The organism is Streptomyces jeddahensis (genome assembly GCF_001642995.1).
Taxonomy (GTDB): Bacteria; Actinomycetota; Actinomycetes; order Streptomycetales; family Streptomycetaceae; genus Streptomyces; species Streptomyces jeddahensis.
The window spans coordinates 26,782-47,366 of record NZ_LOHS01000072.1 but is presented as its reverse complement, the minus strand read 5'-3'; the positions used below and the strand labels follow the sequence as shown (position 1 = coordinate 47,366).

Genomic DNA, 20,585 nt, shown 5'->3' with positions numbered 1-20,585 from the left:
CGGGGCCCGCGACTGCAGCGGCAAAGTGTTGACAGATGACAGTGGACAGGGGCTGGTCGGGGTCTGTCAATACTCCGCGCGGCATCGACGCGCACGCCTTCAAAGTGATAACTGTTAACAGTTGAAGTCGCCCGGCCGGTTCGGCCGAAGAGGTAGGGAGCGCGCTATGCACGCGGTGGTGGCAGAGGTCTGGCGAGGAGACTTCCTCGAATCTGTGCACCACGGAACGGTCTACGCGGCCGGGCCGGAGGGGCAGACCGTGCTCAGCATCGGTGAGGCGGACCGCCCGATGTATCCCCGGTCGTCCAACAAACCCCTGCAGGCACTCGGCATGTTGCGCGCCGGGCTCGACCTCGACGGCGAACTGCTGGCCCTGGCCTGTGCAAGCCACTCCGGCGAAGCCTTCCACCTCGACGGCGTACGCAGGATCCTCAAGGACGCCGGCCTCGACACCGAGGCACTGCAGTGCACCGCCGCACTGCCCATAGGCGAGGCCGCGCTGCGCACCTACCTGGCCGAAGGCGGCGTCCCGACCCCGCTGACCATGAACTGCTCGGGCAAGCACGCCGCGATGCTCGCCACCTGCGTCGCCAACGACTGGGACACGGCTACCTACCTGGACCCGCACCACCCGCTGCAGCGCGCACTGCGCGAGACGATCGAGGACCTGGCCGGCGAAAAGGTCGCCGCGACCGGCGTCGACGGCTGCGGAGCGCCGCTGTTCGCCATCGGCTACCAGGGCCTGGCACGCGCGTTCGCCAAGCTGGCGACCAGCCGGCCCGGATCGCTGGAACGGCAGGTCGCCTACGCGATGAACGCGCATGCCGAATACGTCGGCGGAACTGGCCGGGACGTGACCCGGCTCATGGGCGCACTTCCCGGATCGGTCGCCAAGGACGGCGCGGAAGGCGTCTACGCGCTGGCACTCCCCGACGGCTCCTCCGTCGCCCTGAAAATCGCCGACGGCTCGACCCGCGCCCGCTCCGTCGTCATGATCGCCGCACTACGGCGACTCGGCGTCGCCACGGACACCGAGGAAGCCCTCACGGAACTGGCCACCGCCCCCGTCCTCGGGCATGGCAAGCCGGTCGGCGTGGTGCGCGCCGCACGGATCCTGCGCGAGTAGCCACCGACCTTGGCTCACGCCCTACCCGCGCCGCCCGTGAGCTCCGCTCGGTTCACGCGCCGTTGCCCGAGCGGCCCCGGCCCCGTCTGCCCACACCCCAGGGCGGCCGGGGCCTACTGCGAAATTCCTGTGCGAGCTGTCCACCTGGGCGGTGTAGTTCCGCTTCGAGGGCCGCGCCGCCTGAGCGGCCGGTCGTGGCGATCCCGAGTGGTGGGTCGCAGCCCGTCGGTGAGCCGTCACGCGAGTGAGGATGACGCTCCGCTCAGCTGTCCCGCTGCACCTGCCACCGTTCCGCCGCCCACCCCACCGCGCAGCCCGCCAGCAGCACCGCGCTCGACATGCCCAGGTCGAGGGCACCGAAGCCGGGGCGGTTCCACTGGAGGGCGAGGGTCAGGAGCTGCGCGGCCGCCGGGACGGCGAACGCGGCGGTCGCGTGGCGCAGCAGGTGGTCGCGGTGGGGCTCGGCGTGTGCGCGGGCCGCGGCCCAGGTGGCCAGCGCCAGGCACACCAGGTTCGGCAGGTGGACGAGGAGCACGGCGCCGCCGAAGGAGCGGGGGCCGCGCGGCCCGACGAACGTGTCGTAGACCAGGGACATCTGCACGTACTCGGAGACGGCGAGCACGACGATGCCCGCGGCCCACGCGCGCGTGAACGCGAGGACGTTTCCCTTCCGGCCGCTGCGGGACGTGGACGCGGACGCGCGGTAGTACGACATCACGTGCCTCCGGAGTGCGGGCAGGGCATGTCAGTTGCCTCCTATCACCTGGTAGACGAAGACGGCGGTGAAGCCGAGCGTGGCCATGCCGCACCCGGCGACCAGCGCGAGAGACTGCAGGACGGGTGGCCAGCTGCCGCGGCCGGCTATGGTCGCCGTCCGCCCGGGATCGCGCGGGTCGTAGGCGACCGTGACCTCGGTGCCCTCCTTCAGGGACCAGCCCGCGAGGTCCTCGAACTCGACGTCGCGGCCGTCGGCCGTCCGGAAGGCGAAGAAGTGCCGCGTCGCGTCGGAGCGGTTGTACGGCTCGGTCTCGACGCGGACGCACGTCCCCGTGGTCCGCGTGCCGCTGCGCATCATCCGCGCGACCGTCACCAGACGGCGGGCGTACTTCACCGTCAGCCAGCCGAAGAAGACCACGAGGGCCCCGACGACGACGTACCCGGAACCGGGAATCTCCATGGTCAGTGCACCTGGACCGAGTCGATGATCTTGTTCAGGTCGGCGTCGTCCAGCGCGCCCTTCTGCGCGTCGATGCGGACCGCGAAGGTCTTCTTCTGCGAGTCGAGCCCGGTGAGGATCACGCCGTGGATACGGGTGCCCTTCGGCGGCGTGTCCTGTTCACCGGTCGAGCTGAACTCGAAGTCCACCCGCTTGGCGTCGTCCGTCCCGGCCAGCTTCACGTCCTTCTGGCCCTTGAGGGTCGAGCCCAGCTGCACACCGGCCTCGGCGGCGATGGCCGCCTCCTCGGCCGAGTCGGCGTTGGTGAAGTCCAGCTGCACGGTGATCGTGGAGACGATCGTGCCGTCCTCGGTGCGGACAGCCGCGGCCGCGTTGTGCTTGCTGCGCTCGGCGGCGCTCTGCTCCACGTATCCGCCGGAGCCCTTGGGGTACGAGACGTCCACGCCCTTCGTCTTCAGCGTGCCCCAGCCGCTGGGCACCGAGCCCGCCTCCTGGTCGCCCCCGCCGCACCCGGTGAGGAGCAGGGCGGCAGCGCACACCCCGGTGACGAGCCCGGCGAAGGCCCGGCCCCTCCCGCGGCTGTGTGCGTCCTTGCGGCCGTTGCGGCCGTTACCGGCATTCCTGCTGTTCATATGCGATCGCTCCCTGGCCTGCCGTGGTCCCTGGTCCCTGATCACTGCGCACAGTAGCTGTAGGGAACGTACGACCGGTGTCCGTTCCGCGGGGCCCCGAGGAACTGCGCGTCGTTGAGCATCTCCTCCTTCTTCTCGGTGCTCACCGAGAAGCCGAGGCTCAGCCCGAGGTTCAGCTCGAAGCCGTACTCCGCCGCCTCCGTCTGGCCCGTGTACACCGTCTTGCTGGACTTGCCCTTGTCGAAGAGCAGCTGCCCGAACGGGTCGTCGGCGCCCGGCCGCGACGTCGGCGCGTGGTCGTCGAACATGTACGTGAAGGGGGCCGCGTTGTCGCCGTAGCCGTCGAGCCACTTCTCCGCGACAGCCCGGTCGGCGTCGCCCTCGGGGCCCGGGTCGAAGCTGACCGAGTTGGTGACGACCTCGATGCCGGTCTGGTTGTCGGTGCCCTTGGCGCTTCCGCTGCCGCCCCGCTTGTCGTCGCCGCTCTTGCCGTTGTCGCCGCCGACCTTCGCGCCGTCCTTGGTGCCGCCCTTCTCGACGGTGCGCGTCATGTCGATGCGGATCAGCTTGCCGGTCGCCTTGTCGTGCGTGACCGTGATGGTGCCGGTCTGCGTGGTCGACGCGGAGTACTCACCGCTGAGCGGCCCGGCCTCGTACCCGACCTTGGTGCCGTACTCGATGGCCGCGGAGTACGTGTACGACTTGGTGTTCTTGTACTTGTTGTCCGTCCACGTGACATCCGGCGAGAACTTGAAGTTGCCGCCGAGCGTGGCGCTGAGCTTCTTCTCGTCGGCCGCCGACAGCTTCATGCCGCCCGCCGCCGAGAGCTCGAGCCCGACCTTGCCGTAGGAGATCTGCCGGTCGCCGCCCAGGCCCTTCTCGACCCGCTCGCGGGTCTCCTCCTCGTCCTTGAGGGGCCCGGTCCCGAAGAGGTAGAGGATGCTGTCGCCGACGCTGGCCTCGGCGCCGCCGGGGGACTGGCGCCGCATCTCGTACATCTGCAGTTTCTCGATGTCGTCCCGGAACTGCTTGGCCTCTTCTTCGCTCTCGAACACCCAGGTGTCCCCGTTGGTCACCTTGATGCCCGCGCCGAGCTCGACCTTGTCCGAGCCGAACTTCCCGACCTTCGCCCCCGGCTTCCAGTCCTTCTTCGCGGCGACGGACGCGGCGTCGGTGAACGTCATGTACACCAGCTCGTCCTTGTCGTCGACCTTGCCGTCCTTGTTGACGTCGGTGTTGGCCTTGAACCGCTGCTCCTGGAAGCCGTACTCCTTGCCGAACTCCACGAACAGCACCTTGGCCTTGGAGCCGGCCTTGTCGGTGATCGAGGAGATCTGGCAGAGGGCGGGCTCGAAGTCGGCGTCGGTGAGGGGCTTGCCGGCGTTCGGACCGGTCGATCCGCAGTCGCCGCCGCCCAGCGCACGGCACACGTGCTGGGCGAAGCTCCCGGCGATCTGCTTTCCCACCTCGGTCGCGAGCAGCGCGCCGACGATCGCCACCATCACGATGACGGCACCGACGTACTCGAGTGCACCGGCACCCCGGTCGTTCCCTCTGCATCTCGGCGCTTTGCCGTCCCCCAGGACCACCTCTGCACCCCTCACACCAGTCCACTGTGGCGCTCGGAGGCTAACCGCGGGGCGCACCCGCCCACATGGGCCCGCAGGCCCAAGCCGAGGCCCAAGCCCAGGCCCACGCTGAGACCCAAGGCCAGCCCAAGGCCAGCCCAAGGACAGGCCCAAGGCCGTTGAACGCAAACGGGATTGGGCGGAACGAACCCCCACACAGTGAAGAACAACCGTTTTCTGGGTGGTACGTCATGGATAAAGTGCTGAGGCAGCTGGACGGAGCAGTGAACGCCAACGACCACCGGGCTAACCGGTGATCGAGGAGAACAACGGGGAACGGGGAACCCGACGTGCCGACCGCGATAGCAGTCACCAGTGCCGACCTGGTGCTACCGGCCACGGATCAGCAGACGCCCACGGCGGCCCTCCTGCGCCCGCCGCACGAGCAGCCGCTGGATGCGGCACTCGGCGACATGCACATGCTGCTCGAGCAGTTCGGGTACGCGGTGATCGTCCACCCGGCGACGCTGGACGTGGCATACGAGCGGCGGCTGCACACCGTACGGTCGATCCTCGAGAGCGACCGCATCGCGGTCATCAGGTCCGAACTGCCGCCGCTGGGCGTGGCGGTCCTGGTCCGGCAGCTCCGGCAGCTCTCCGTCTGCGACTTTAGCGCCGGGGTCGTGGCCGCGGCGTCCCGGCTGCTGCCCTACTACATCCACGCCGGCGCCCTGCTGAACTCGGTCGCCAAGCTCGACCACGTCCCCGTCGACCTCAAGACGCATGCCAAGTCCTGGTTGCCCGGCTCCCAGTTCGGCGTCGTCGCGGCCCCGCAGCCCCAGCTGGTCCGGCTCGGCCCCGACGCCCGGCTCGCCGGACCCAACTACGCCACGCACCTCGCCGTCGCCCGGGGCCAGCTCCAGTCCGACTGGGTCACCGGGACCCTGGCCCCGTCCTGGCAGGTGCAGGGCGTGCAGGAGGTGGGGATGCCCGCAGACTCGGCCCGTTGGTGGGGCACATCCAAGCTGATCGAGTTCGCCACGTACTTCCCCGACCTCTACACGCTCTACCAACTGGTCGCGTCCGTCCGGCGCGAGCGCTGCACCTGGTGCGGCATGGAACTGATCGGCGACCGCTGCTGCTTTTGCACCGCGCCGCTCAATCCGCCTGAGAACCAAACGCAGGCCCCTGGTGTCCCTACCCACGGGGCGCAGGCACCCGGCACGTCATAGCCGTGCACGACCCCACCCGAACCGTCCCCCCGTTCCCGTCCCCGTCCCCCCATACGAGCCGTGTGAGATGCACGACCGTCAACGGCCCAGATCTCGAACGAGGTTCATCCGCTCATGAATTCCCGTCAGCGTCGCGGCGTCATACTTCTGCTCATCTCGGTCCTGTGCGCCTTCGCCGCCTTCGTCGGCGTGCTGTCGGTGATCAGCGATGTGAATTCGAAGGTGGGCCCCGAAGTCACCGCGTACGAACTGAAGTCGGACATCCCGCCGTACACCAGGCTGAGCAGCGGCGCCTTCGAGAAGGTGAAGATGCCGAAGCGCTGGCTGCCGGAGACCGCGGTCACCGACCTCTCCGAGATCAGTGGGAAGATCGCCGTCACCACGCTGCGCAAGGGCTCGCTGCTGCAGAGCGACATGATCGTCAAGCAGCCCGCGCTCAGGCCTGGTGAGCAGGAGATCGCCATCATGATCGACGCCGCGACCGGCGTCGCGGGCAAGATCACCCCCGGCTCCACGGTGAACATCTACGCGACCTTCGGCGGCGAGACCGACCGCGAGAAGCCCATCTCGCGGATCATCGTGCCGAACGCGCGCGTCCTCGACGTCGGACGGCTCACCGCGCTCGAGCCGAAGAACGACGACCAGAACGCGCCCACGGAGGCCGTCCCGATCACCTTCGCCCTCGACACCAAGGACGCGCAGCGCGTCGCCTACGCCGAGTCCTTCGCCGAGCACGTGCGGCTCGCCCTCGTCGCGCCCGGCAGCGACACGACCATCCCCCCGGGAGATCGCTCGTACTCCCTCGACGAGGACCAGTGAGGTTCGGATGAGCACAGGACCAGTGAGGTTCGGATGAGTACGAGGATCCTCCCGGCGGTGGGTGACTTCGACGCGGCACGGTCGGTCACCACACTGCTCAGCCAGCTGCCCGACGCCGAACCGGCGGCGCCCGTCGGCGACTCCACGTCGCTCCTCGACACGCTGGCCCGGCTCGCGTCGGAGTCGCTGGACGAGGTGCCGGAGGTCGTCCTGGTCCACGAACGGATCGGGCCGGTCCCGGCGCTCGAGCTGATCCGGGAGATCGCCCTGCGCTTCCCGGCGGTCGGGGTCATCCTCATCACCGCCGACGCGAGCCCGGGGCTTTTCACCGCGGCCATGGACTCCGGCGCACGCGGCATCGTCGCGCTGCCGCTGAGCTACGAGGAGCTCGCCGGCCGCGTGCAGACGGCTGCCCAGTGGTCGGTGGGCGTCCGCCGCCATCTCAGCAGCGGCTCCGACATCCCCGCCGGCCCGGGCGGCACCGTGGTCACCGTCTCCGGTGCCAAGGGCGGCGTCGGCACGACCGTCGTCGCCGTCCAGCTCGCCCTGGCCGCACGGGCCTCGGGCAGCACCGTGGCGCTCGTCGACATGGACCTGCAGGCCGGCGACATCGCCTCGTACCTGGACGTGCAGTTCCGCCGCTCCATCGTCGACCTCGCGTCTGTCCAGGACATCTCGCCGCGCGTGCTGCAGGACGCCGTGTTCAACCACGCCAGCGGCATGGCGATCCTGCTCGCACCCGGTGAGGGCGAGCGGGGCGAGGAGGTCGCCGACCGCTCCGTACGCCAGATCGTGAGCGCCCTGCGCTCGCGGTACGAGGTCGTGGTCATCGACTGCGGCACCCAGATGAACGGGGCCAACGCGGCGGCCATCGAGATGGCGGACACGGCGCTCCTCGTCACCACGCCCGACGTGGTCGCCGTGCGGGCGGCCAAGCGGATCGTGCGGATGTGGAAGCGGCTGCAGATCCGCAAGGCCGAGGAGACCGTCACCGTCATCAACCGCCACATACGCAACACCGAGATCCAGCCGCCGCTGGTCCAGAAGATCACCGGCACGAACGTCGCCCCGGTCGCCGTGCCGGCGAACTTCAAGGAGCTCCAGTCCGTCGTGGACGCGGGCCGTATGCAGGATCTGGACGCCAAGTCGACGGTGAAGCAGGCGCTGTGGGCCCTGGCCGGCGAGCTCGGCCTGGTCAAGGCGCCCGCGGGCGCACAGGGCAAGAGCGGCAGGCTCCGGGGCGACGACCGAGGTTCGTTTGGTCTGCGCCGCCGCGGCAAGGGCGGCGGCGCAGACCCGCAGACGACGAGAGACAGCTGAGGGGGGCGAGAGGGGCCATGAGGGTTACAGGCATACACCGGCGCTTACTCAGGACGAACAGGACGACGGCGGGCCGCTGCCCGCGCGGGGCACGCGACGACCGGGGCCAGCTAGCGCTGGAGTTCACGGCCATGACGCCGGTCATCCTGGCCACCGTCATCGTGCTCTGGCAGGCGGTGCTGGTCGGCTACACCTTCGTGCTCGCGGGCAACGCCGCCGACAGGGCGGTGCACGCGGGAGCCCAGGCCAATCCCTGGGCGGGCCGCGACCAGGCGTGCCGGGAGGCAGGCGAGCAGGACCTCCCGGCGGCGTGGCGCGACGGCGCCGACATCGGCTGCCAGGTGGACGGCGACCTCGTCAAGGCCCACGCCGACCTGAAGGTGCCGCTGCTGTTCCCCGGCTTCGTCGACATGCCCCTCACCGTTCCTGGCACGTCCGCCGCTGCGAAGGAGAGCTGAGTCATGGTGAGCCGAACGGTCCGCTTCCGGCGTAGTGGCGAACGCTTCCGCGCAGTACGCCTCCGGGAACGGGGCCAGGTCGCCATCGAGTACGTCGGTCTGCTGCCCATCCTGCTGATCGTGGGCCTCCTCGCCGTCCAGCTGGGGCTCGCCGTCTACGCCGCCCAGCAGGCCGGCACCGCGGCCCGGGCCGCCGCCCGCGTCGCGTCCCACGACAACACGGCCGTCGACTACCGCACCGCGGGTCGCGAGGCGGTCAGCGACTGGCTGGACGTCCAGGTGGAGCTCGATCCTGCGGGCGCCTTCGACGAGGTGAAGGTCACGGCCAGGGTCGACGTCCCCTCCGTCATCCCGGGAGTCGGATTCGGCGAGGCGAAGCGTTCGGTCACCATGCCCCGCGACTAGCGACCGGAACGGCACCCGTTCGTCCCCCCACGAGGAGTCACGTCCATGAGCCTGAAGGCCCGCATCAGCAACCCCGAGCCGCAGAGCGGCCACAACGAGGAGAACCACCTCGTCGGCGTCTACCGTGCCAAGCTCCTGGAGGAGATCGACCTCGCGGAGATGTCGGCGCTCGCGCTGGCCGACCGCCGTATCCGCCTCGAGCGGGTGCTCGGCCACATCATCTCGCGCGAGGGACCCGTCCTCTCCACGCACGAGCGGTCCGCGCTGATCCGGCGGGTCGTCGACGAGGCGCTGGGCCTGGGCATCCTGGAGCCGCTCCTCGAGGACGCGTCCATCAGCGAGATCATGGTCAACGGCCCCGACCAGGTCTTCGTCGAGCGCGGCGGCCGCCTGGAGCAGCTCCCGATGCGGTTCAGCTCGCCGGAGCAGCTGATGCAGACCATCGAACGCATCGTCTCCACCGTCAACCGCCGCGTGGACGAGGCGAACCCGATGGTCGACGCGCGCCTGCCGTCCGGCGAGCGCGTCAACGTCATCATCCCGCCGCTGTCGCTCTCGGGCCCGATCCTCACCATCCGGCGCTTCCCCCGCGCCTTCACACTCCAGGAGATGATCAACCTCGGCTCGCTCGACGAGCACATGATGATGCTGCTCACGAGCCTGGTGCGGGCCAAGTTCAACATCATCGTCTCGGGCGCCACCGGCACGGGAAAGACGACGCTCCTCAACGCCCTGTCGGGCCTGATCCCCGACGGCGAGCGCATCATCACCATCGAGGACTCCGCCGAGCTCCAGCTCCAGCAGAGCCACGTCATCACGCTGGAGTCCCGGCCCCCGAACGTCGAGGGCAAAGGCCGCATCACCATCCGCGACCTCGTCCGCAACTCGCTGCGTATGCGCCCCGATCGCATCATCGTCGGCGAGGTCCGCGGCGGCGAGACCCTCGACATGCTCCAGGCGATGTCGACCGGTCACGACGGCTCGCTCGCCACCGTCCACGCCAACAGCGCCGAGGACGCGCTGATGCGTCTGCAGACCCTGGCCTCGATGTCCGAGGTCGAGATCCCCTTCGTGGCGATCAAGGACCAGATCAACAGCGCCGTCGAGGTGATCGTGCAGCTGACGCGGTTCGCCGACGGCGCCCGCCGGATCACCGAGATCGCCATCGTCGACTCCCACGGCCGCGAGGAGTACCGCATGTCGACGGTGTGCCGCTTCCACGCCCAGCCCATGTCCGGCGACGGCCGCATCCACGGCAAGTTCGAGTACTACCCGCTGCCGCGCCGGATCGCCGACCGGCTCTACATGAGGAACGAGTCCGTCTCGCCCGTCTTCGGCGTCGCGGACGAGGAGACGCAGCTCCTCAGGCGCTCAGCGCCGCTGTGACGCGTACGCCTGTGTAGGCGCCCAACGCCCCCGACCTCCCCGAGTCTCCGAACCCCTCCCCGAACCCCCGCTCCGGAGAAAGCCAGTCCCCATGGATCTCTCACTCCTGACGATCGGAGCCACGCTGCTGACCTGCGTGCTCGCCGTCATCGGCGTGCACACCTACGCGGCGGGCAAGGCCCAGCGGCAGGCCCTCGTCGACCGGCTCACCGCGACCGGCCAGATGCCCATCGTCACCGGCCGGCGGCGCCGCTTCCGGAACATCGACCGGCGGCTGCGCGGCACCGGGCTCGGCCGGCGCATCGAGCGCAAGATCGCGACGACCGGCCTCGACATCACGCCGGGCGAGTACTTCGTGTACGTCGTCGCCGCGCTGATCGCCCTGTACTTCATCGCCGGGTCCCTCTTCGCACCGTTCTTCGGCATCATCGCCGCGATCATCGGGCTCTGGGGCGCCAACGCCTTCCTCAACTGGCAGCGCAACAAGCGCACCGAGGCGTTCATCGCCCAGCTTCCCGAGCTGACCCGCATCCTCGCCAACGCGACCCAGGCGGGCCTCGCCCTGCGTACGGCGATCGGCATGGCCGCCGAGGAGCTGGACGACCCGGCGGGCGAGGAGCTGCGGCGGGTCGCGGACCAGCTGGCCGTCGGCCACTCCCTCGACGACGCGATGAACGAGCTGGCCGAAAGGCTCCCGTCCCGCGAGCTCACCGTCCTCGTCACCACGCTGATCCTCTCCAACAGGGCGGGTGGCACCATCGTCTCCAGCCTGCGCAACCTCACCGAGACGCTGGAGGAGCGCAAGGAGACCCGGCGCGAGGTCACCACGCTGCTGTCCCAGGTCAAGGTCACCGCCGTGGCGGTCCCCGTCCTCGGCCTCGGCTTCCTGCTGATCATCAACAGCATGCGGGCGGGCGCCCTCGACGACATGACGGGCTCCTTCGTCGGCAAGGTGGCCGTGGTCGTCTCGGCCGGCCTGTACGGGCTCGGCTTCTTCCTCATCAACCGCATGACCCGCGTCCGTATCTGACGGAGACCCAGCACCCAGGCGAACCCGGGAAGGCCCGGGAAACCCCCAGCAGAACCCAGGAACCAGGAAAGGAGGCCACGCGATGGACCTGCTGCTCGCCCTCGTCATGGGACTCTCCGTCTTCGGCGCGTTCAAGGGCATACGCCTCTACCGGGCCGACGCCAGACTCCCCGACGACCTCGCCGTGGCACTCGAGGTCGGCGCCACGCGGACCACCGCCGCGGGGTCCGCCATCGACCGGATCGGCATGCGGTACGCGCCCCGGGTCCTCAACATGATGGGCCCCAAGCGCGTCGACCAGATGCGCCGCAGGCTCGACATGGCGGGCAACCCCGGCGGCATGACCATCGACCGCTACGCCGCCCGCCGCGCCGTCTACACCGGCCTCGGCTCCATCACCGCACTGGTGATGCTCATGAACGGCCAGGTGTTCCTGGCCGTCCTCTTCGCCCTCTACGGCTTCTTCTGGACCGAGGTCCTGATCCGCTCCGCGATCGGCCGCAGGAAGGACGACATCGAGCGCACCCTGCCCGACTTCCTCGACGTCCTCGCCGTCGTCGTCTCCGCGGGCCTCGGCTTCCGCCAGGCCCTGGAGCGCGTCTCGGAGAAGTACCAGGGGCCCTGGGCCGACGAACTGCGCATCACGCTGCGCCAGATGGACATGGGCGTCAGCCGCCGCGAGGCCTTCGACCAGCTGCGCAAGCGCAACGATTCCGAGCAGGTCTCGATGTTCGTGTCGGCGCTCCAGCAGGGCGAGGAACTCGGCGCCCCGATCGTCGACACGCTCATCCAGATCGCCAACGACATGCGCCGCACCGACGCCCAGAACGCCCGCCGCAAGGCGTCCAAGGCCGTGCCGAAGGCCACGCTGATCGTCACGAGCGTCATGCTCCCCGCCACGATGATCCTGATCGGCGTCGGCTTCTACTACGCGTCCGGCGTCGACTTCAACGATCTGCTCGGCAGCTGACAGAGGAAGGAGGCGAGTGCCGTGTTCCAGCAGTTCACCGCGGCCCCGGCGCTGACCGGGGGCTCCGTCCCGGGCGGCCCCGAGACGGCCCCCGGCCATGTGCCCGCGCTGCCGCTCCAGGTCAACGCGCTGCAGGCACTGTGCCGTCAGCTGTTCGCGTTCCGGCTGGCGATGACGGCGCTCGCCGCCCCGTTCGCGCTCTCCGCGACCCACTCCGAGCTGTCCAACTGGCTGGTCGGCGCGGCCGTACTGGTCACGGTGATGGTCAGCTACGTGCTGCTGAGGGACTGGGAGCGGTTCGGCCCCGTCCTGCTGCGGCACCCCTCGCTGCTCGCCCTCGACATGCTCTTCGGCGCGCTGCTGCTGTTCACCGCCTCGCCGAACTCGACCCTGGCGTTCGTCACGATCTGCACCCCGCTGCTCGCCGGCCTCGTCTACAGCTGGCGCGGCGCCGGCGTCTTCGCCGCACTCCAGGTGCTGCTCCTCGCCACCGCGTACGGCGTGAACGCGCAGGTCGAAGCAGGCGCCTCCGCACTACTGCTGGCCGGTTTCTGCTTCATCGCGGGCGCGGTCGGCAGTACGCTCCGGGGCCTGCTGCTCCGCTTCGGCGCCGCGTCCCAGGCGTTGACGGAGACCCGGGCCCGGCTCGCCGTCAGCGAGGCGGTGGAGGGCGAACGAGCCCGCCTCGCCCGCGAGATGCACGACTCGGTCGCCAAGACCCTGCACGGACTCGCGCTCGCCGCCGATGGCCTCGCCGCATCGGCCGACCGCATGGACCCGCTCACGGTCAAGCACCAGGCCGAGCTCGTCGCCCGCTCGGCCCGCCGCGCCGCGTCCGAGTCCCGCGAGCTCCTGTCGGACCTGCGCCGCGAGGCCGGCTTCGACGCAGGCGTGGACATCGCCACCGAACTGGCTGCGCGAACCGACGACTTCGGCCGCCGCACCGGCCTCCCGGCCACCTACCAGCGGCTCGGCGGCATGCCCCTGCCGTCCATGCCGAACGCCGTGGGGCGGCAGCTGCTCACCATCGCCTCCGAGGCGATGGAGAACGCCCACCGCCACGCCCAGCCGACCCGCGTCGAGGTCTCCGCGGGCATCGTCGGCAACCAGGTCCGCCTCAGCGTCTACGACGACGGCAGGGGCCTGCCGCCCGGCACAACGCTCGACGAACTCAGACGCGCGGGCCACTTCGGGCTCGTCGGCATGGTCGAGCGGGCAGCCTCGATCGGCGCCCGCATCCGCATCGGCAAGGGCCACGCACCCGTCGGCACCGAGGTCCGCGTGGAACTCCCCCTGGCCGCCGTCCTCCCGCGGCAGCCGCTCCCCACTGCCTTGACCGCAGGAACCGCTCCAGCCGCAACAACCTGATCACCGCACCGACTGATCCGCTCCCCAACCGTCCCCCCACCTCCGGAGAGGAGGCCGCACGATGCCGGACGAACCCCAGACCGGGCACCACCTGTCACACCACGCGTCCCAGCACACCTCAGGGAACTCGGTCGCACGGTCCGAGCACACCCCGACTCACGTCCCCGTTCCCCCGTCGGCCGCGGCGTCTGAAGGATTCCCCGCCTTTCCCGGCCCGCCCCGAGCCGAACCGCTGCGCGTCGTCGTGGCCGACGACAACCCCGTCGTACGGGCCGGACTGACCGTCCTGCTCTCCGGCCGCGACGACATCCAGGTCATCGCCGAGGCCGCCGACGGCCGCCAGGCCTACGAGGAGGCCCAGCGCCACCGCCCCGACGTCATCCTCCTCGACGTCCGCATGCCGGGCGTCGACGGCATCTCCGCACTCCCGCACCTGGTGCGGCTGGCACCGGTGCTGATGATGACGTACAGCCGCGAGGCGGAGATCGTCCACGAGGCGCTCCGCCTCGGCGCCGGCGGCTACCTCGTCCACGGCGAGTTCACCGCCGACCAGCTCGTCGCAGCCGTACGGGACATCAAGGCGGGCCGCGCGCCCTTCTCCCACACGGCGTCCAGCGCGCTGCTCGCGGCCGTACGCGGTGGGCCGGGGGCGCCGGGAGCCCCGGGGGAGGCCCCGCCCCCGCTGCCGGAAGGTCTCGGAACGGCCTTCACGGGCGGGCCTGGCTACCAGCCCGCCCCGCAGGCCCAGCCTCAGCCTCAGCCTCAGCCCTATGCCCCACCCTCCGCGCAGCCCTACGCTCAACCATCTGCACCCGCACACGATACGGCAGCGCAAATGCCAGAAGCCTGGCCAAGAAGCCAGCAACCACCAAGTGTTGAGCCGATTACGGGCGCGCAAAACTTGCCTCAGAACTCTTCGCTTTCGCAAGCGAATGTGTCACAGTCTTCTCCGTCGGCCGCGGCGCCGCCCCCCTCGGCCCCGGGTGCCCAGGAGGCGCGTGGCGTGCCGTCAGGACTGAGTCAGCGGGAGGTGGAGGTGATGGACCTGATCGCGTCGGGCATGTCGAATCAGCAGATCGCCGCCACCTGCTTCATCAGCGAGAAGACCGTCAAGAACCACATCAACCGCATCTTCACGAAGCTGCACGCGGGCAGCCGCAGCGAAGCCATCGCGATCTGGCTGGGCACGGCCCGGGGCGGGGGGTCGCGCCATGTGTGAGCGCATGCGGGGCGATGACCTCGGTGGCTTCGTGGGTCCCCACGCGGGTCTCCACATGGGTCCCCACGTGGGTCTCCGCATGGGTCTCCACGAGTACGTGGGCCCGGAAGCCCAAGCCGGCTTTTGGGCCCGGGGTTGGGCCCGCGGGCCCATGCTCCAGGGGTGCCCCCGGCCGTACGTTCTTGGTGTCGCCAGCGAGTCCGGCCAGGAGGAAGCCGGAAGCGCGGACGACACGAAGACTTACGCGATTGCGTCGGCCGGTGAGCGGCCGGCCGGGCATGGAGGGGAACACCATGAAGGACGTCACGCTGAAGGCCGCCACTGCTTCCCAGGTCTACCTGAACAACTGGAAGAACACGACTGTCGAGGCCATCAAGCGCCGCAGCGACAAGGGTCAGGGCGCGCTGGAGTACGTGGGCATCACGATCCTCGTGGTGGCGATCATCGTGGCCCTGCTCCAGACGAACATGGGCGCCACGATCGCCAACAAGTTCCGCGAGAAGGTCAACGAGGTCCTGAACGGCTGATGCCTGGGACGGCTCGCTGCGAAAAAGGGCAGGCCGCACCGCTGTACATCACAGCGGTGGTCGGTCTGCTCTTTCTCGCGTTCTTGTTCTTCGCGTTCGGCAAAGCCGACGCGGCGCGCAACGGCACTCAGTCAGCGGCCGACGCCGCCGCCCTGGCGGCGGCACAGGAGTCCAGGGACCAGCTGCGGAACGGCTTTCTGCAGAACATCCTCGACGGCGGCTACCTCCAGGACATCCTCAACGGCAACCAGATCGGCACGTACAACGGCTGCCAGGCCGCAGCCCGTTTCGCCGAGCTGAACGACGCGGAACTGGACCCGGACAAGGTGACCTGCGCCCAGCTCAACGATGGGCGCTGGGGATTCACCGTCAACCTCGTCTCCAAGAAGTCGATGGGCGACACCATCCTCCCCGGCACGGAGAACAAGCACGCGAAGGCGACGGCCACAGCCGTGGTCGAGCCGCGGTGCCAGTTCCAGCCGAACGAGGACGCCGACCCGCCCGGTAATGGCAATGGCAATGGCAATGGCACGAAGCCTTCGCCGGGGAAGATCGTCTGCGACGGCAAGGACTGGCCCATCGACCCGAAGAATCTGGACCTCCTTCCGGACATGGCGGACCTTTTCACCGTCCGACTGGCCGACAACTGACCACGAACGAGCGCAAAGGAACACCACTCATGAGTATTCGGCACGCGAGGCGCCTTCGTCGGGCCGCAGCGTCCACTCTTGTCGCCGCGGCTCTCGCCTTCACGGCGACGGCGTGCGGCGGGGGCGACGACGGGGGCACGAAGGCGACGTCCACGTCGAGCGCCAGCCAGGACACGGGCAAGAGCGGCAACAGCGGCAGCGGAAACACCGTGCCCGACACCAGCAAGACCATCGCGACGCTCAAGGGCGACAAGGGCATCGACATGGTCATCCACGAGGCCAAGCGCGACAGCGGCGGATTCGTCACTGTGAGTGGTGAGTTCAAGAACACCAGCCAGGACACGTACACCATCCCGGTTCAATGGAACGGGCTGGAGAAGGACGTGGCGGCCGCTGGCAACTCGCTAGCGGGAATGACGTTGGTGGACTCCAAGGAGAAGAAGCGTTATTACGTGCTTCGCGACACCGATAACCGGCCGCTTACGACGACGGGCTATGACCCCAGCATCGATGCCGGCGAAGGCATGACCTTCTTCGCCCAGTTCCCGGCCCCGCCCGAGTCGACCACCTCGGTCGACCTGCAGTTCCCGGGCTTCCCCAACGCGACGATTGAGATCTCCTGATGAGCGCCGCCACCTGCACCCAGAGGGCCGGCGTGCGGACGGCGGTCGCGGTCGTCGCCGGGGCGCTGGCGTTCGGCCTCTTCGCCGCGCCGAACGCCTTGGCCGACGACGACCCGTACCCGTCCGCTTCGGCAGCGGCCCCCGTCGAGGTCGACGGCAACGACCCCGACCTGAAGCTGCCCGACGGCGCGACGCTCGCCGCGCCCAAGGTGCTCGACATCAAGTCGGTGGTCGAGGACCTGGACGGCGAGGAGCGCCGAGAGGACACCAACTCGGATGTGAAGTTCGCGCTTCAGTCCGAGGTGCTGTTCGGCAAGGACAGCGCGAAGCTGAGCAGCCAGGCGACGTCGCGGATCTCGGCCATCGCCGACGAGATTAAGAAGCAGAAGGCCACGACGGTCCGGGTCTTCGGCTTCACCGACAACCTGGGCTCCTCGGCCCACGGTGACGTCCTGTCGAAGCAGCGCGCCGAGGCCGTACACAACGTGCTGGCCAAGGAACTCGACGGCATGGACATCACGTTCGAGGTCCGCGGATACGGCGAGCGGTACCCGATCGCGGACAACTCGACCGAGGACGGCCGCAAGAAGAACCGACGGGTCGAGGTGTCCTTCCCCCGCCCCGAAAGCTGACCACCCCCCACAGCCGAGGCCGGTCCCGCGCCACGACGCGGGACCGGCCTCGTGCCATGCGTAGCGGGCGACGCCCTACAGCAGGTGGTCGGCCTTCCCCGCCTTGATGTCCCGGATGAGAGTACGGAGGGCTTCCCGGGTGTCGGTGACGTAGTGGTCCTCGTGACCGGCGACGGCGATGTAGGCGTTGCCGTCGCCGTCGGTGCCTATGCGGAAGCAGTTGGCGCCTTCCCCGCAGAAGGGCGCTTCCCAGCTGATGTCGGGCACGGGTTCTCCTAGAGGTCGTCGGCGAGAGCGCGGATGAATGTGCGTGAGGCGTCCGGGGACAGCGCCACGGACTCCGCCGCGTCGAGCTGGGCCCGGTACTTGCGCAGCTGCATCTCCGAGTCGATGAACTCGGGGCCGTGCGTGCTGTCGAGCTCGACGGTGTCCAGTTGGGGTACGACCGCGTCGACGTACACGACCGACTGGCCCGCCCCCGGGAAGCCGCCCGCCTTGAACGGGATGACCCGAACGGCCACGGCCTCGCGCTCCGACATGCGCAGCAGATGCTCCAACTGCCGCCGGGCCACGGCCGCACCGCCGAACTCCATGCGCAGGGCGGCCTCGTGGACGATGACGTCGAGGACCGGTGGCTCAGGTCGGTCGAGTACCTGCTGCCGGTCCATGCGATGCGCCACCCGTACGTCGACGTCGGCTGACGGCAGAGGCGGGATCACGGCCTCGAACACCGCGCGCGCGTGATCCTCGGTCTGGAGCAGGCCCGGCAGGTGCACGGTCACAGCGATCCTCAGACGCCTGGCGTGCCACTCCATCTCGGCGATGTCCAGGAAGCTGACGGGGAGTTGGCCCCGATACCGCTCCCACCAGCCCTTGTCCCGCTCGGCGGCCATGGCGGCCAGAGCGTCGACGAGCGCCTGGTCCACACAGCCGTAGTTGCTCGCCAGCGTGCGTACGCGCTCGGGACTGATGCCGGAGCGGCCGGACTCCATGTTGGGCACGTTCGTGCGTGGAACGCCCAGCAGCCCGGCTGCGTACTCCGTGGTCATCCCGGCGGCCATGCGCATCTTGCGCAACTCCGTACCGAGGCGCCGTTGACGCTCAGTTGGGGTACTTCTCGGCGCCATCAGCCCTCCTGTCCGACCGGCGACGGGCTCAGTCTGCCTCCGTACTCCATGGCCGGTCCACCGCGACCGAAGCCGACTTCGGCGAATCGGTAGTACATGTACTCCGCGGTGCTCTACAGTGAGTAACGCGACGCTTACGCATTCCGCAACCGGAAGCGCATCGCGCGAGCCTGCCCGCAACCTCCTGCCCTGGGAGGGGCAGCCCCGCGCCAGGGAGACAGGCCACCGGTCGCGCGCAGACGTGAAGACACCACCGCTCAACGATCACCGCACCCCAGAGGGAGTCGCCGTGTCCGTAACCATCTCGTCCTGCCCGAGCCCGACCCCCGTAGAACCCACAACACCGCCGACCCCGGAAACGCTGGCGTACAGCCTCACCCTCCCCGCCGCGCCCGCGAGCCCGGCGGTCGCGAGGGCCGCGGCGCGCACGATGCTGCAGGCCCACGGCCTGCAGGACGTGACGGACGCGGCGGTGCAGGTGGTGGGCGAACTAGCGGCCTGCGCCTGCCGGTTCACGCCCACCGCGGAGGTGTACGTATCGCTGCGCTACCGGGAGGGCGCGCTGAGGGTGATCGTCTACGACGGGCACCCTCGCCATACGCACCCGCGCCTGGCGGCGGCATGCGAGGCGCGGCGCAGGGCGGACCTGCGGCTGCTGGCCTGCGTGGTCCGGGCGTGCGGCGGCGACTGGGGCTCCGGGGAGGCACGGGAACCGACGGGCGGTACGCGGATGTGGGCGGTACTGCCGAGGGAGGGCGCCCGCGCTTACGCGGGATCGCATCTGCGGCGCCGTAGGTGACGTAGAGGGGCGCAAACCGCAGCGAACTTCGCCGAAACCGCTTAGTCGTCCGAGCCGGTAGCCGAAGGCGGTACCTCGACGACGAAGAACAGGAAGCAGGGTTTGGTCGAAAGGTCATGGAAGCCGTCGGGGAACAGTTCACGGGCGGCCGGGTCGGGCTGCGGCTCGCCGATGACGGCAATGCGGAACCCGGCGGTGGTGAAGGCATCGATCATCGCGTGCAACGGCTTGCGCCAGAGCCGCATCGGGGTGGACTGCCCGCCGAGCATCCAGTCGAAGGTATAGGCCGTGGTCGCAAAGTAGTCGGGTCGAGGATCCCGGTGCGTGTAGGCCACGAAAGGGTGGTCCACCGACGCGATCAGCCGGCCGCCGGGCCTGAGCACTCGCCGCAACTCGGCCAGCGTCGGCCCCCAGTCCTCCAGGTAGTGCAGCACCAGCGACGCGACCACGTCGTCGAACGCACCGTCGTCGAATGGCAGGCGGTCGCTCAGGTCGACCAGGTGCAGGGCTACGTCGTCACCGAGCCGCCGCCTTGCCAACGTCAGCATCCCGGCGCTGGCGTCGATGCCGGTGACGATCGCACCGCGGTCGCGGAGTGCAGCGGACAGGGGGCCCGAGCCGCAACCGGCGTCCAGGATCCGACGGCCGGCCACGTCTCCGGCGAGGGTCAACATCGCGGGCCGCTCGTAGTACGCGTTCACGAGGTTGTTCTCGTTCTCCGCCGAGTACGCCTCGGCGAAACTGTCGTAATCGTTCACCTGGTCCCGATCTGCGGACTGGGCGAAGCTCTCGGTCACGTCGGTTACGCGTTCCATCGGCACAGCCTAGTAGTCACATGATCCGCTGGGCAGGTTTCAGTGTGCGGCGAGCTGTACCGCCCGCAGCCGTATCGGAAAGTCCGGCCGGACCCCCGGCTCCGCCCAAACGCTCCCGCCGAGCGAGCTCCACCCCTCCTCCTTCAAGCGCCGAAAGACAGAGGCACGCGACCACCCCGCGTCCACGGCCCACGATGTCAACAGCAGCCCGCCCAGAGCGATATCCCGCAATCCCCGCATGCCCCCACGCTCGCACTCCCCATGGACACGGACCCCACCTCCTGTGGACAACCACCAGGGCGGCGGCGAACACAGGGGGTAAGTGCTGTCGAAGTCTCAGGGCGGCTTGTGGCTGAGGATCTCTGACCTGCGAGAATGTGGCCTCGGCGGTCGGATCCCTGAGGCGGAGAACACAATTGCCTTCGGTGCGGAGACGCCGCCTCGCTAGGTCGCACCGTTGTGGCGGCGCGCGTCCTGCTCTTCGTGCTGAGCGAGGCCGCCGACCCGGCCTCGGTGGCGCGGCGTCGGGCGCATGGCATCTCAACCCGGGTGCCGAATAGGGCGACTGGGCCCCTGATTTGGGCCCGTGGGCCCATGCGGCATGAGGCGACGGAACGTTACGTTCGGAGCTCGGATCGACGAGGGGGATCTGGGGGAGCATGCGTGGGTCACCGTCCTGACCACGACGGAGCTCGGTCGCGC

The 20,585-nt window shown here is 69.5% G+C and carries 23 protein-coding genes; 16 read left to right on the top strand and 7 right to left on the bottom strand.

Annotation, left to right across the window (positions count from 1 at the left end; all coding sequences use genetic code 11):
- The first annotated feature begins 166 nt into the window (after nt 1-166).
- Nucleotides 167-1,126: an asparaginase gene (locus STSP_RS13690; protein WP_067276732.1), complete on the top strand. Its 960-nt coding sequence runs from the start codon at nt 167-169 to the stop codon at nt 1,124-1,126.
- A gap of 262 nt (nt 1,127-1,388) precedes the next feature.
- On the opposite strand, the gene STSP_RS13685 is transcribed toward STSP_RS13690, so the two are convergent.
- From STSP_RS13685 to STSP_RS13670, 4 genes are read right to left on the bottom strand one after another with little or no spacing between them, the layout of a single operon-like run.
- Entirely contained in the window at nt 1,389-1,841 is a 453-nt protein-coding gene (locus STSP_RS13685; protein WP_067276731.1) for a hypothetical protein, read from the bottom strand.
- A 30-nt stretch (nt 1,842-1,871) separates the two neighbouring features.
- Complete coding sequence (locus STSP_RS13680) at nt 1,872-2,303, bottom strand: DUF3592 domain-containing protein (protein ID WP_067276728.1); 432 nt, start codon at nt 2,301-2,303, stop codon at nt 1,872-1,874.
- A gap of 2 nt (nt 2,304-2,305) precedes the next feature.
- Nucleotides 2,306-2,935 (bottom strand): hypothetical protein, encoded by a 630-nt coding sequence (locus STSP_RS13675; protein ID WP_232789625.1) that lies wholly within the window; start codon nt 2,933-2,935, stop codon nt 2,306-2,308.
- Nucleotides 2,936-2,976: 41 nt separating this feature from the next.
- Nucleotides 2,977-4,437 (bottom strand): hypothetical protein, encoded by a 1,461-nt coding sequence (locus tag STSP_RS13670; RefSeq protein WP_232789624.1) that lies wholly within the window; start codon nt 4,435-4,437, stop codon nt 2,977-2,979.
- A gap of 416 nt (nt 4,438-4,853) precedes the next feature.
- On the opposite strand from STSP_RS13670, the gene STSP_RS13665 reads away from it, so the two are divergent.
- The 14 genes from STSP_RS13665 to STSP_RS13600 all read left to right on the top strand — a co-directional run bounded on the left by STSP_RS13665 (nt 4,854) and on the right by STSP_RS13600 (nt 17,142).
- Nucleotides 4,854-5,735, top strand: coding sequence for a hypothetical protein (locus STSP_RS13665; protein ID WP_067276724.1), 882 nt, complete (start codon nt 4,854-4,856; stop codon nt 5,733-5,735).
- Nucleotides 5,736-5,849: 114 nt separating this feature from the next.
- Nucleotides 5,850-6,554: a Flp pilus assembly protein CpaB gene (cpaB, locus tag STSP_RS13660; protein ID WP_067276721.1), complete on the top strand. Its 705-nt coding sequence runs from the start codon at nt 5,850-5,852 to the stop codon at nt 6,552-6,554.
- A 33-nt stretch (nt 6,555-6,587) separates the two neighbouring features.
- Complete coding sequence (locus STSP_RS13655; RefSeq protein WP_067276719.1) at nt 6,588-7,874, top strand: AAA family ATPase; 1,287 nt, start codon at nt 6,588-6,590, stop codon at nt 7,872-7,874.
- 131 nt (nt 7,875-8,005) lie between these two features.
- On the top strand, nt 8,006-8,332 hold the full coding sequence (locus tag STSP_RS13650; RefSeq protein WP_067276717.1) for a hypothetical protein: 327 nt from the start codon (nt 8,006-8,008) through the stop codon (nt 8,330-8,332).
- A gap of 3 nt (nt 8,333-8,335) precedes the next feature.
- Nucleotides 8,336-8,737 carry a TadE/TadG family type IV pilus assembly protein gene (locus STSP_RS13645; RefSeq protein WP_067276714.1) on the top strand — a complete coding sequence of 134 codons (402 nt, stop codon included), beginning with the start codon at nt 8,336-8,338 and terminating at the stop codon, nt 8,735-8,737.
- Nucleotides 8,738-8,782: 45 nt separating this feature from the next.
- Nucleotides 8,783-10,123, top strand: a complete 1,341-nt coding sequence (locus STSP_RS13640; protein WP_067276711.1) for a CpaF family protein — start codon at nt 8,783-8,785, stop codon at nt 10,121-10,123.
- Nucleotides 10,124-10,214: 91 nt separating this feature from the next.
- Nucleotides 10,215-11,153, top strand: coding sequence for a type II secretion system F family protein (locus tag STSP_RS13635; protein ID WP_067276709.1), 939 nt, complete (start codon nt 10,215-10,217; stop codon nt 11,151-11,153).
- Nucleotides 11,154-11,235: 82 nt separating this feature from the next.
- Entirely contained in the window at nt 11,236-12,123 is an 888-nt protein-coding gene (locus STSP_RS13630) for a DUF5936 domain-containing protein (protein WP_067276706.1), read from the top strand.
- Between the two features lie 21 nt (nt 12,124-12,144).
- On the top strand, nt 12,145-13,491 hold the full coding sequence (locus STSP_RS13625) for a sensor histidine kinase (protein ID WP_408646286.1): 1,347 nt from the start codon (nt 12,145-12,147) through the stop codon (nt 13,489-13,491).
- A 61-nt stretch (nt 13,492-13,552) separates the two neighbouring features.
- Nucleotides 13,553-14,710, top strand: a complete 1,158-nt coding sequence (locus STSP_RS13620) for a response regulator transcription factor (RefSeq protein ID WP_067276703.1) — start codon at nt 13,553-13,555, stop codon at nt 14,708-14,710.
- Between the two features lie 293 nt (nt 14,711-15,003).
- On the top strand, nt 15,004-15,237 hold the full coding sequence (locus STSP_RS13615) for a hypothetical protein (RefSeq protein ID WP_067276701.1): 234 nt from the start codon (nt 15,004-15,006) through the stop codon (nt 15,235-15,237).
- A complete protein-coding gene (locus STSP_RS13610) occupies nt 15,237-15,887 on the top strand; it encodes a pilus assembly protein TadG-related protein (RefSeq protein WP_067276698.1) in 651 nt (216 codons plus the stop codon). Before STSP_RS13615 ends, STSP_RS13610 begins: the two co-directional genes overlap by 1 nt.
- Before the next feature lie 29 nt (nt 15,888-15,916).
- Complete coding sequence (locus tag STSP_RS13605; RefSeq protein ID WP_067276696.1) at nt 15,917-16,510, top strand: hypothetical protein; 594 nt, start codon at nt 15,917-15,919, stop codon at nt 16,508-16,510.
- On the top strand, nt 16,510-17,142 hold the full coding sequence (locus tag STSP_RS13600) for an OmpA family protein (protein ID WP_067276693.1): 633 nt from the start codon (nt 16,510-16,512) through the stop codon (nt 17,140-17,142). Before STSP_RS13605 ends, STSP_RS13600 begins: the two co-directional genes overlap by 1 nt.
- 75 nt (nt 17,143-17,217) lie before the next feature.
- On the opposite strand, the gene STSP_RS13595 is transcribed toward STSP_RS13600, so the two are convergent.
- Entirely contained in the window at nt 17,218-17,409 is a 192-nt protein-coding gene (locus STSP_RS13595; RefSeq protein WP_067276690.1) for a hypothetical protein, read from the bottom strand.
- Between the two features lie 8 nt (nt 17,410-17,417).
- Nucleotides 17,418-18,269, bottom strand: a complete 852-nt coding sequence (locus tag STSP_RS13590) for a helix-turn-helix domain-containing protein (RefSeq protein ID WP_067276688.1) — start codon at nt 18,267-18,269, stop codon at nt 17,418-17,420.
- A 289-nt stretch (nt 18,270-18,558) separates the two neighbouring features.
- Between STSP_RS13590 and STSP_RS13585 the strand changes: the two genes are divergently transcribed.
- Nucleotides 18,559-19,068 (top strand): sensor histidine kinase, encoded by a 510-nt coding sequence (locus STSP_RS13585; protein ID WP_067276686.1) that lies wholly within the window; start codon nt 18,559-18,561, stop codon nt 19,066-19,068.
- A gap of 41 nt (nt 19,069-19,109) precedes the next feature.
- Here STSP_RS13585 and STSP_RS13580 read toward each other — a convergent pair whose 3' ends face one another.
- Nucleotides 19,110-19,883 (bottom strand): class I SAM-dependent methyltransferase, encoded by a 774-nt coding sequence (locus STSP_RS13580; RefSeq protein WP_067276683.1) that lies wholly within the window; start codon nt 19,881-19,883, stop codon nt 19,110-19,112.
- Nucleotides 19,884-20,585 lie beyond the last annotated feature (702 nt).

What these genes read in the sequence shown, in the direction of transcription:
- STSP_RS13580 (WP_067276683.1), bottom strand. Translation starts at nt 19,883, where the DNA reads ATGGAACGCGTAACCGACGTGACCGAGAGCTTCGCCCAGTCCGCAGAT.
- STSP_RS13590 (WP_067276688.1), bottom strand. Translation starts at nt 18,269, where the DNA reads ATGGCGCCGAGAAGTACCCCAACTGAGCGTCAACGGCGCCTCGGTACG.
- STSP_RS13620 (WP_067276703.1), top strand. Translation starts at nt 13,553, where the DNA reads ATGCCGGACGAACCCCAGACCGGGCACCACCTGTCACACCACGCGTCC.
- STSP_RS13635 (WP_067276709.1), top strand. Translation starts at nt 10,215, where the DNA reads ATGGATCTCTCACTCCTGACGATCGGAGCCACGCTGCTGACCTGCGTG.
- STSP_RS13680 (WP_067276728.1), bottom strand. Translation starts at nt 2,303, where the DNA reads ATGGAGATTCCCGGTTCCGGGTACGTCGTCGTCGGGGCCCTCGTGGTC.
- STSP_RS13675 (WP_232789625.1), bottom strand. Translation starts at nt 2,935, where the DNA reads ATGAACAGCAGGAATGCCGGTAACGGCCGCAACGGCCGCAAGGACGCA.
- STSP_RS13655 (WP_067276719.1), top strand. Translation starts at nt 6,588, where the DNA reads ATGAGTACGAGGATCCTCCCGGCGGTGGGTGACTTCGACGCGGCACGG.
- STSP_RS13685 (WP_067276731.1), bottom strand. Translation starts at nt 1,841, where the DNA reads ATGTCGTACTACCGCGCGTCCGCGTCCACGTCCCGCAGCGGCCGGAAG.
- STSP_RS13615 (WP_067276701.1), top strand. Translation starts at nt 15,004, where the DNA reads ATGAAGGACGTCACGCTGAAGGCCGCCACTGCTTCCCAGGTCTACCTG.
- STSP_RS13630 (WP_067276706.1), top strand. Translation starts at nt 11,236, where the DNA reads ATGGACCTGCTGCTCGCCCTCGTCATGGGACTCTCCGTCTTCGGCGCG.
- STSP_RS13670 (WP_232789624.1), bottom strand. Translation starts at nt 4,437, where the DNA reads ATGGTGGCGATCGTCGGCGCGCTGCTCGCGACCGAGGTGGGAAAGCAG.
- STSP_RS13650 (WP_067276717.1), top strand. Translation starts at nt 8,006, where the DNA reads ATGACGCCGGTCATCCTGGCCACCGTCATCGTGCTCTGGCAGGCGGTG.
- STSP_RS13645 (WP_067276714.1), top strand. Translation starts at nt 8,336, where the DNA reads ATGGTGAGCCGAACGGTCCGCTTCCGGCGTAGTGGCGAACGCTTCCGC.
- STSP_RS13640 (WP_067276711.1), top strand. Translation starts at nt 8,783, where the DNA reads ATGAGCCTGAAGGCCCGCATCAGCAACCCCGAGCCGCAGAGCGGCCAC.
- cpaB (WP_067276721.1), top strand. Translation starts at nt 5,850, where the DNA reads ATGAATTCCCGTCAGCGTCGCGGCGTCATACTTCTGCTCATCTCGGTC.
- STSP_RS13605 (WP_067276696.1), top strand. Translation starts at nt 15,917, where the DNA reads ATGAGTATTCGGCACGCGAGGCGCCTTCGTCGGGCCGCAGCGTCCACT.
- STSP_RS13600 (WP_067276693.1), top strand. Translation starts at nt 16,510, where the DNA reads ATGAGCGCCGCCACCTGCACCCAGAGGGCCGGCGTGCGGACGGCGGTC.
- STSP_RS13690 (WP_067276732.1), top strand. Translation starts at nt 167, where the DNA reads ATGCACGCGGTGGTGGCAGAGGTCTGGCGAGGAGACTTCCTCGAATCT.
- STSP_RS13610 (WP_067276698.1), top strand. Translation starts at nt 15,237, where the DNA reads ATGCCTGGGACGGCTCGCTGCGAAAAAGGGCAGGCCGCACCGCTGTAC.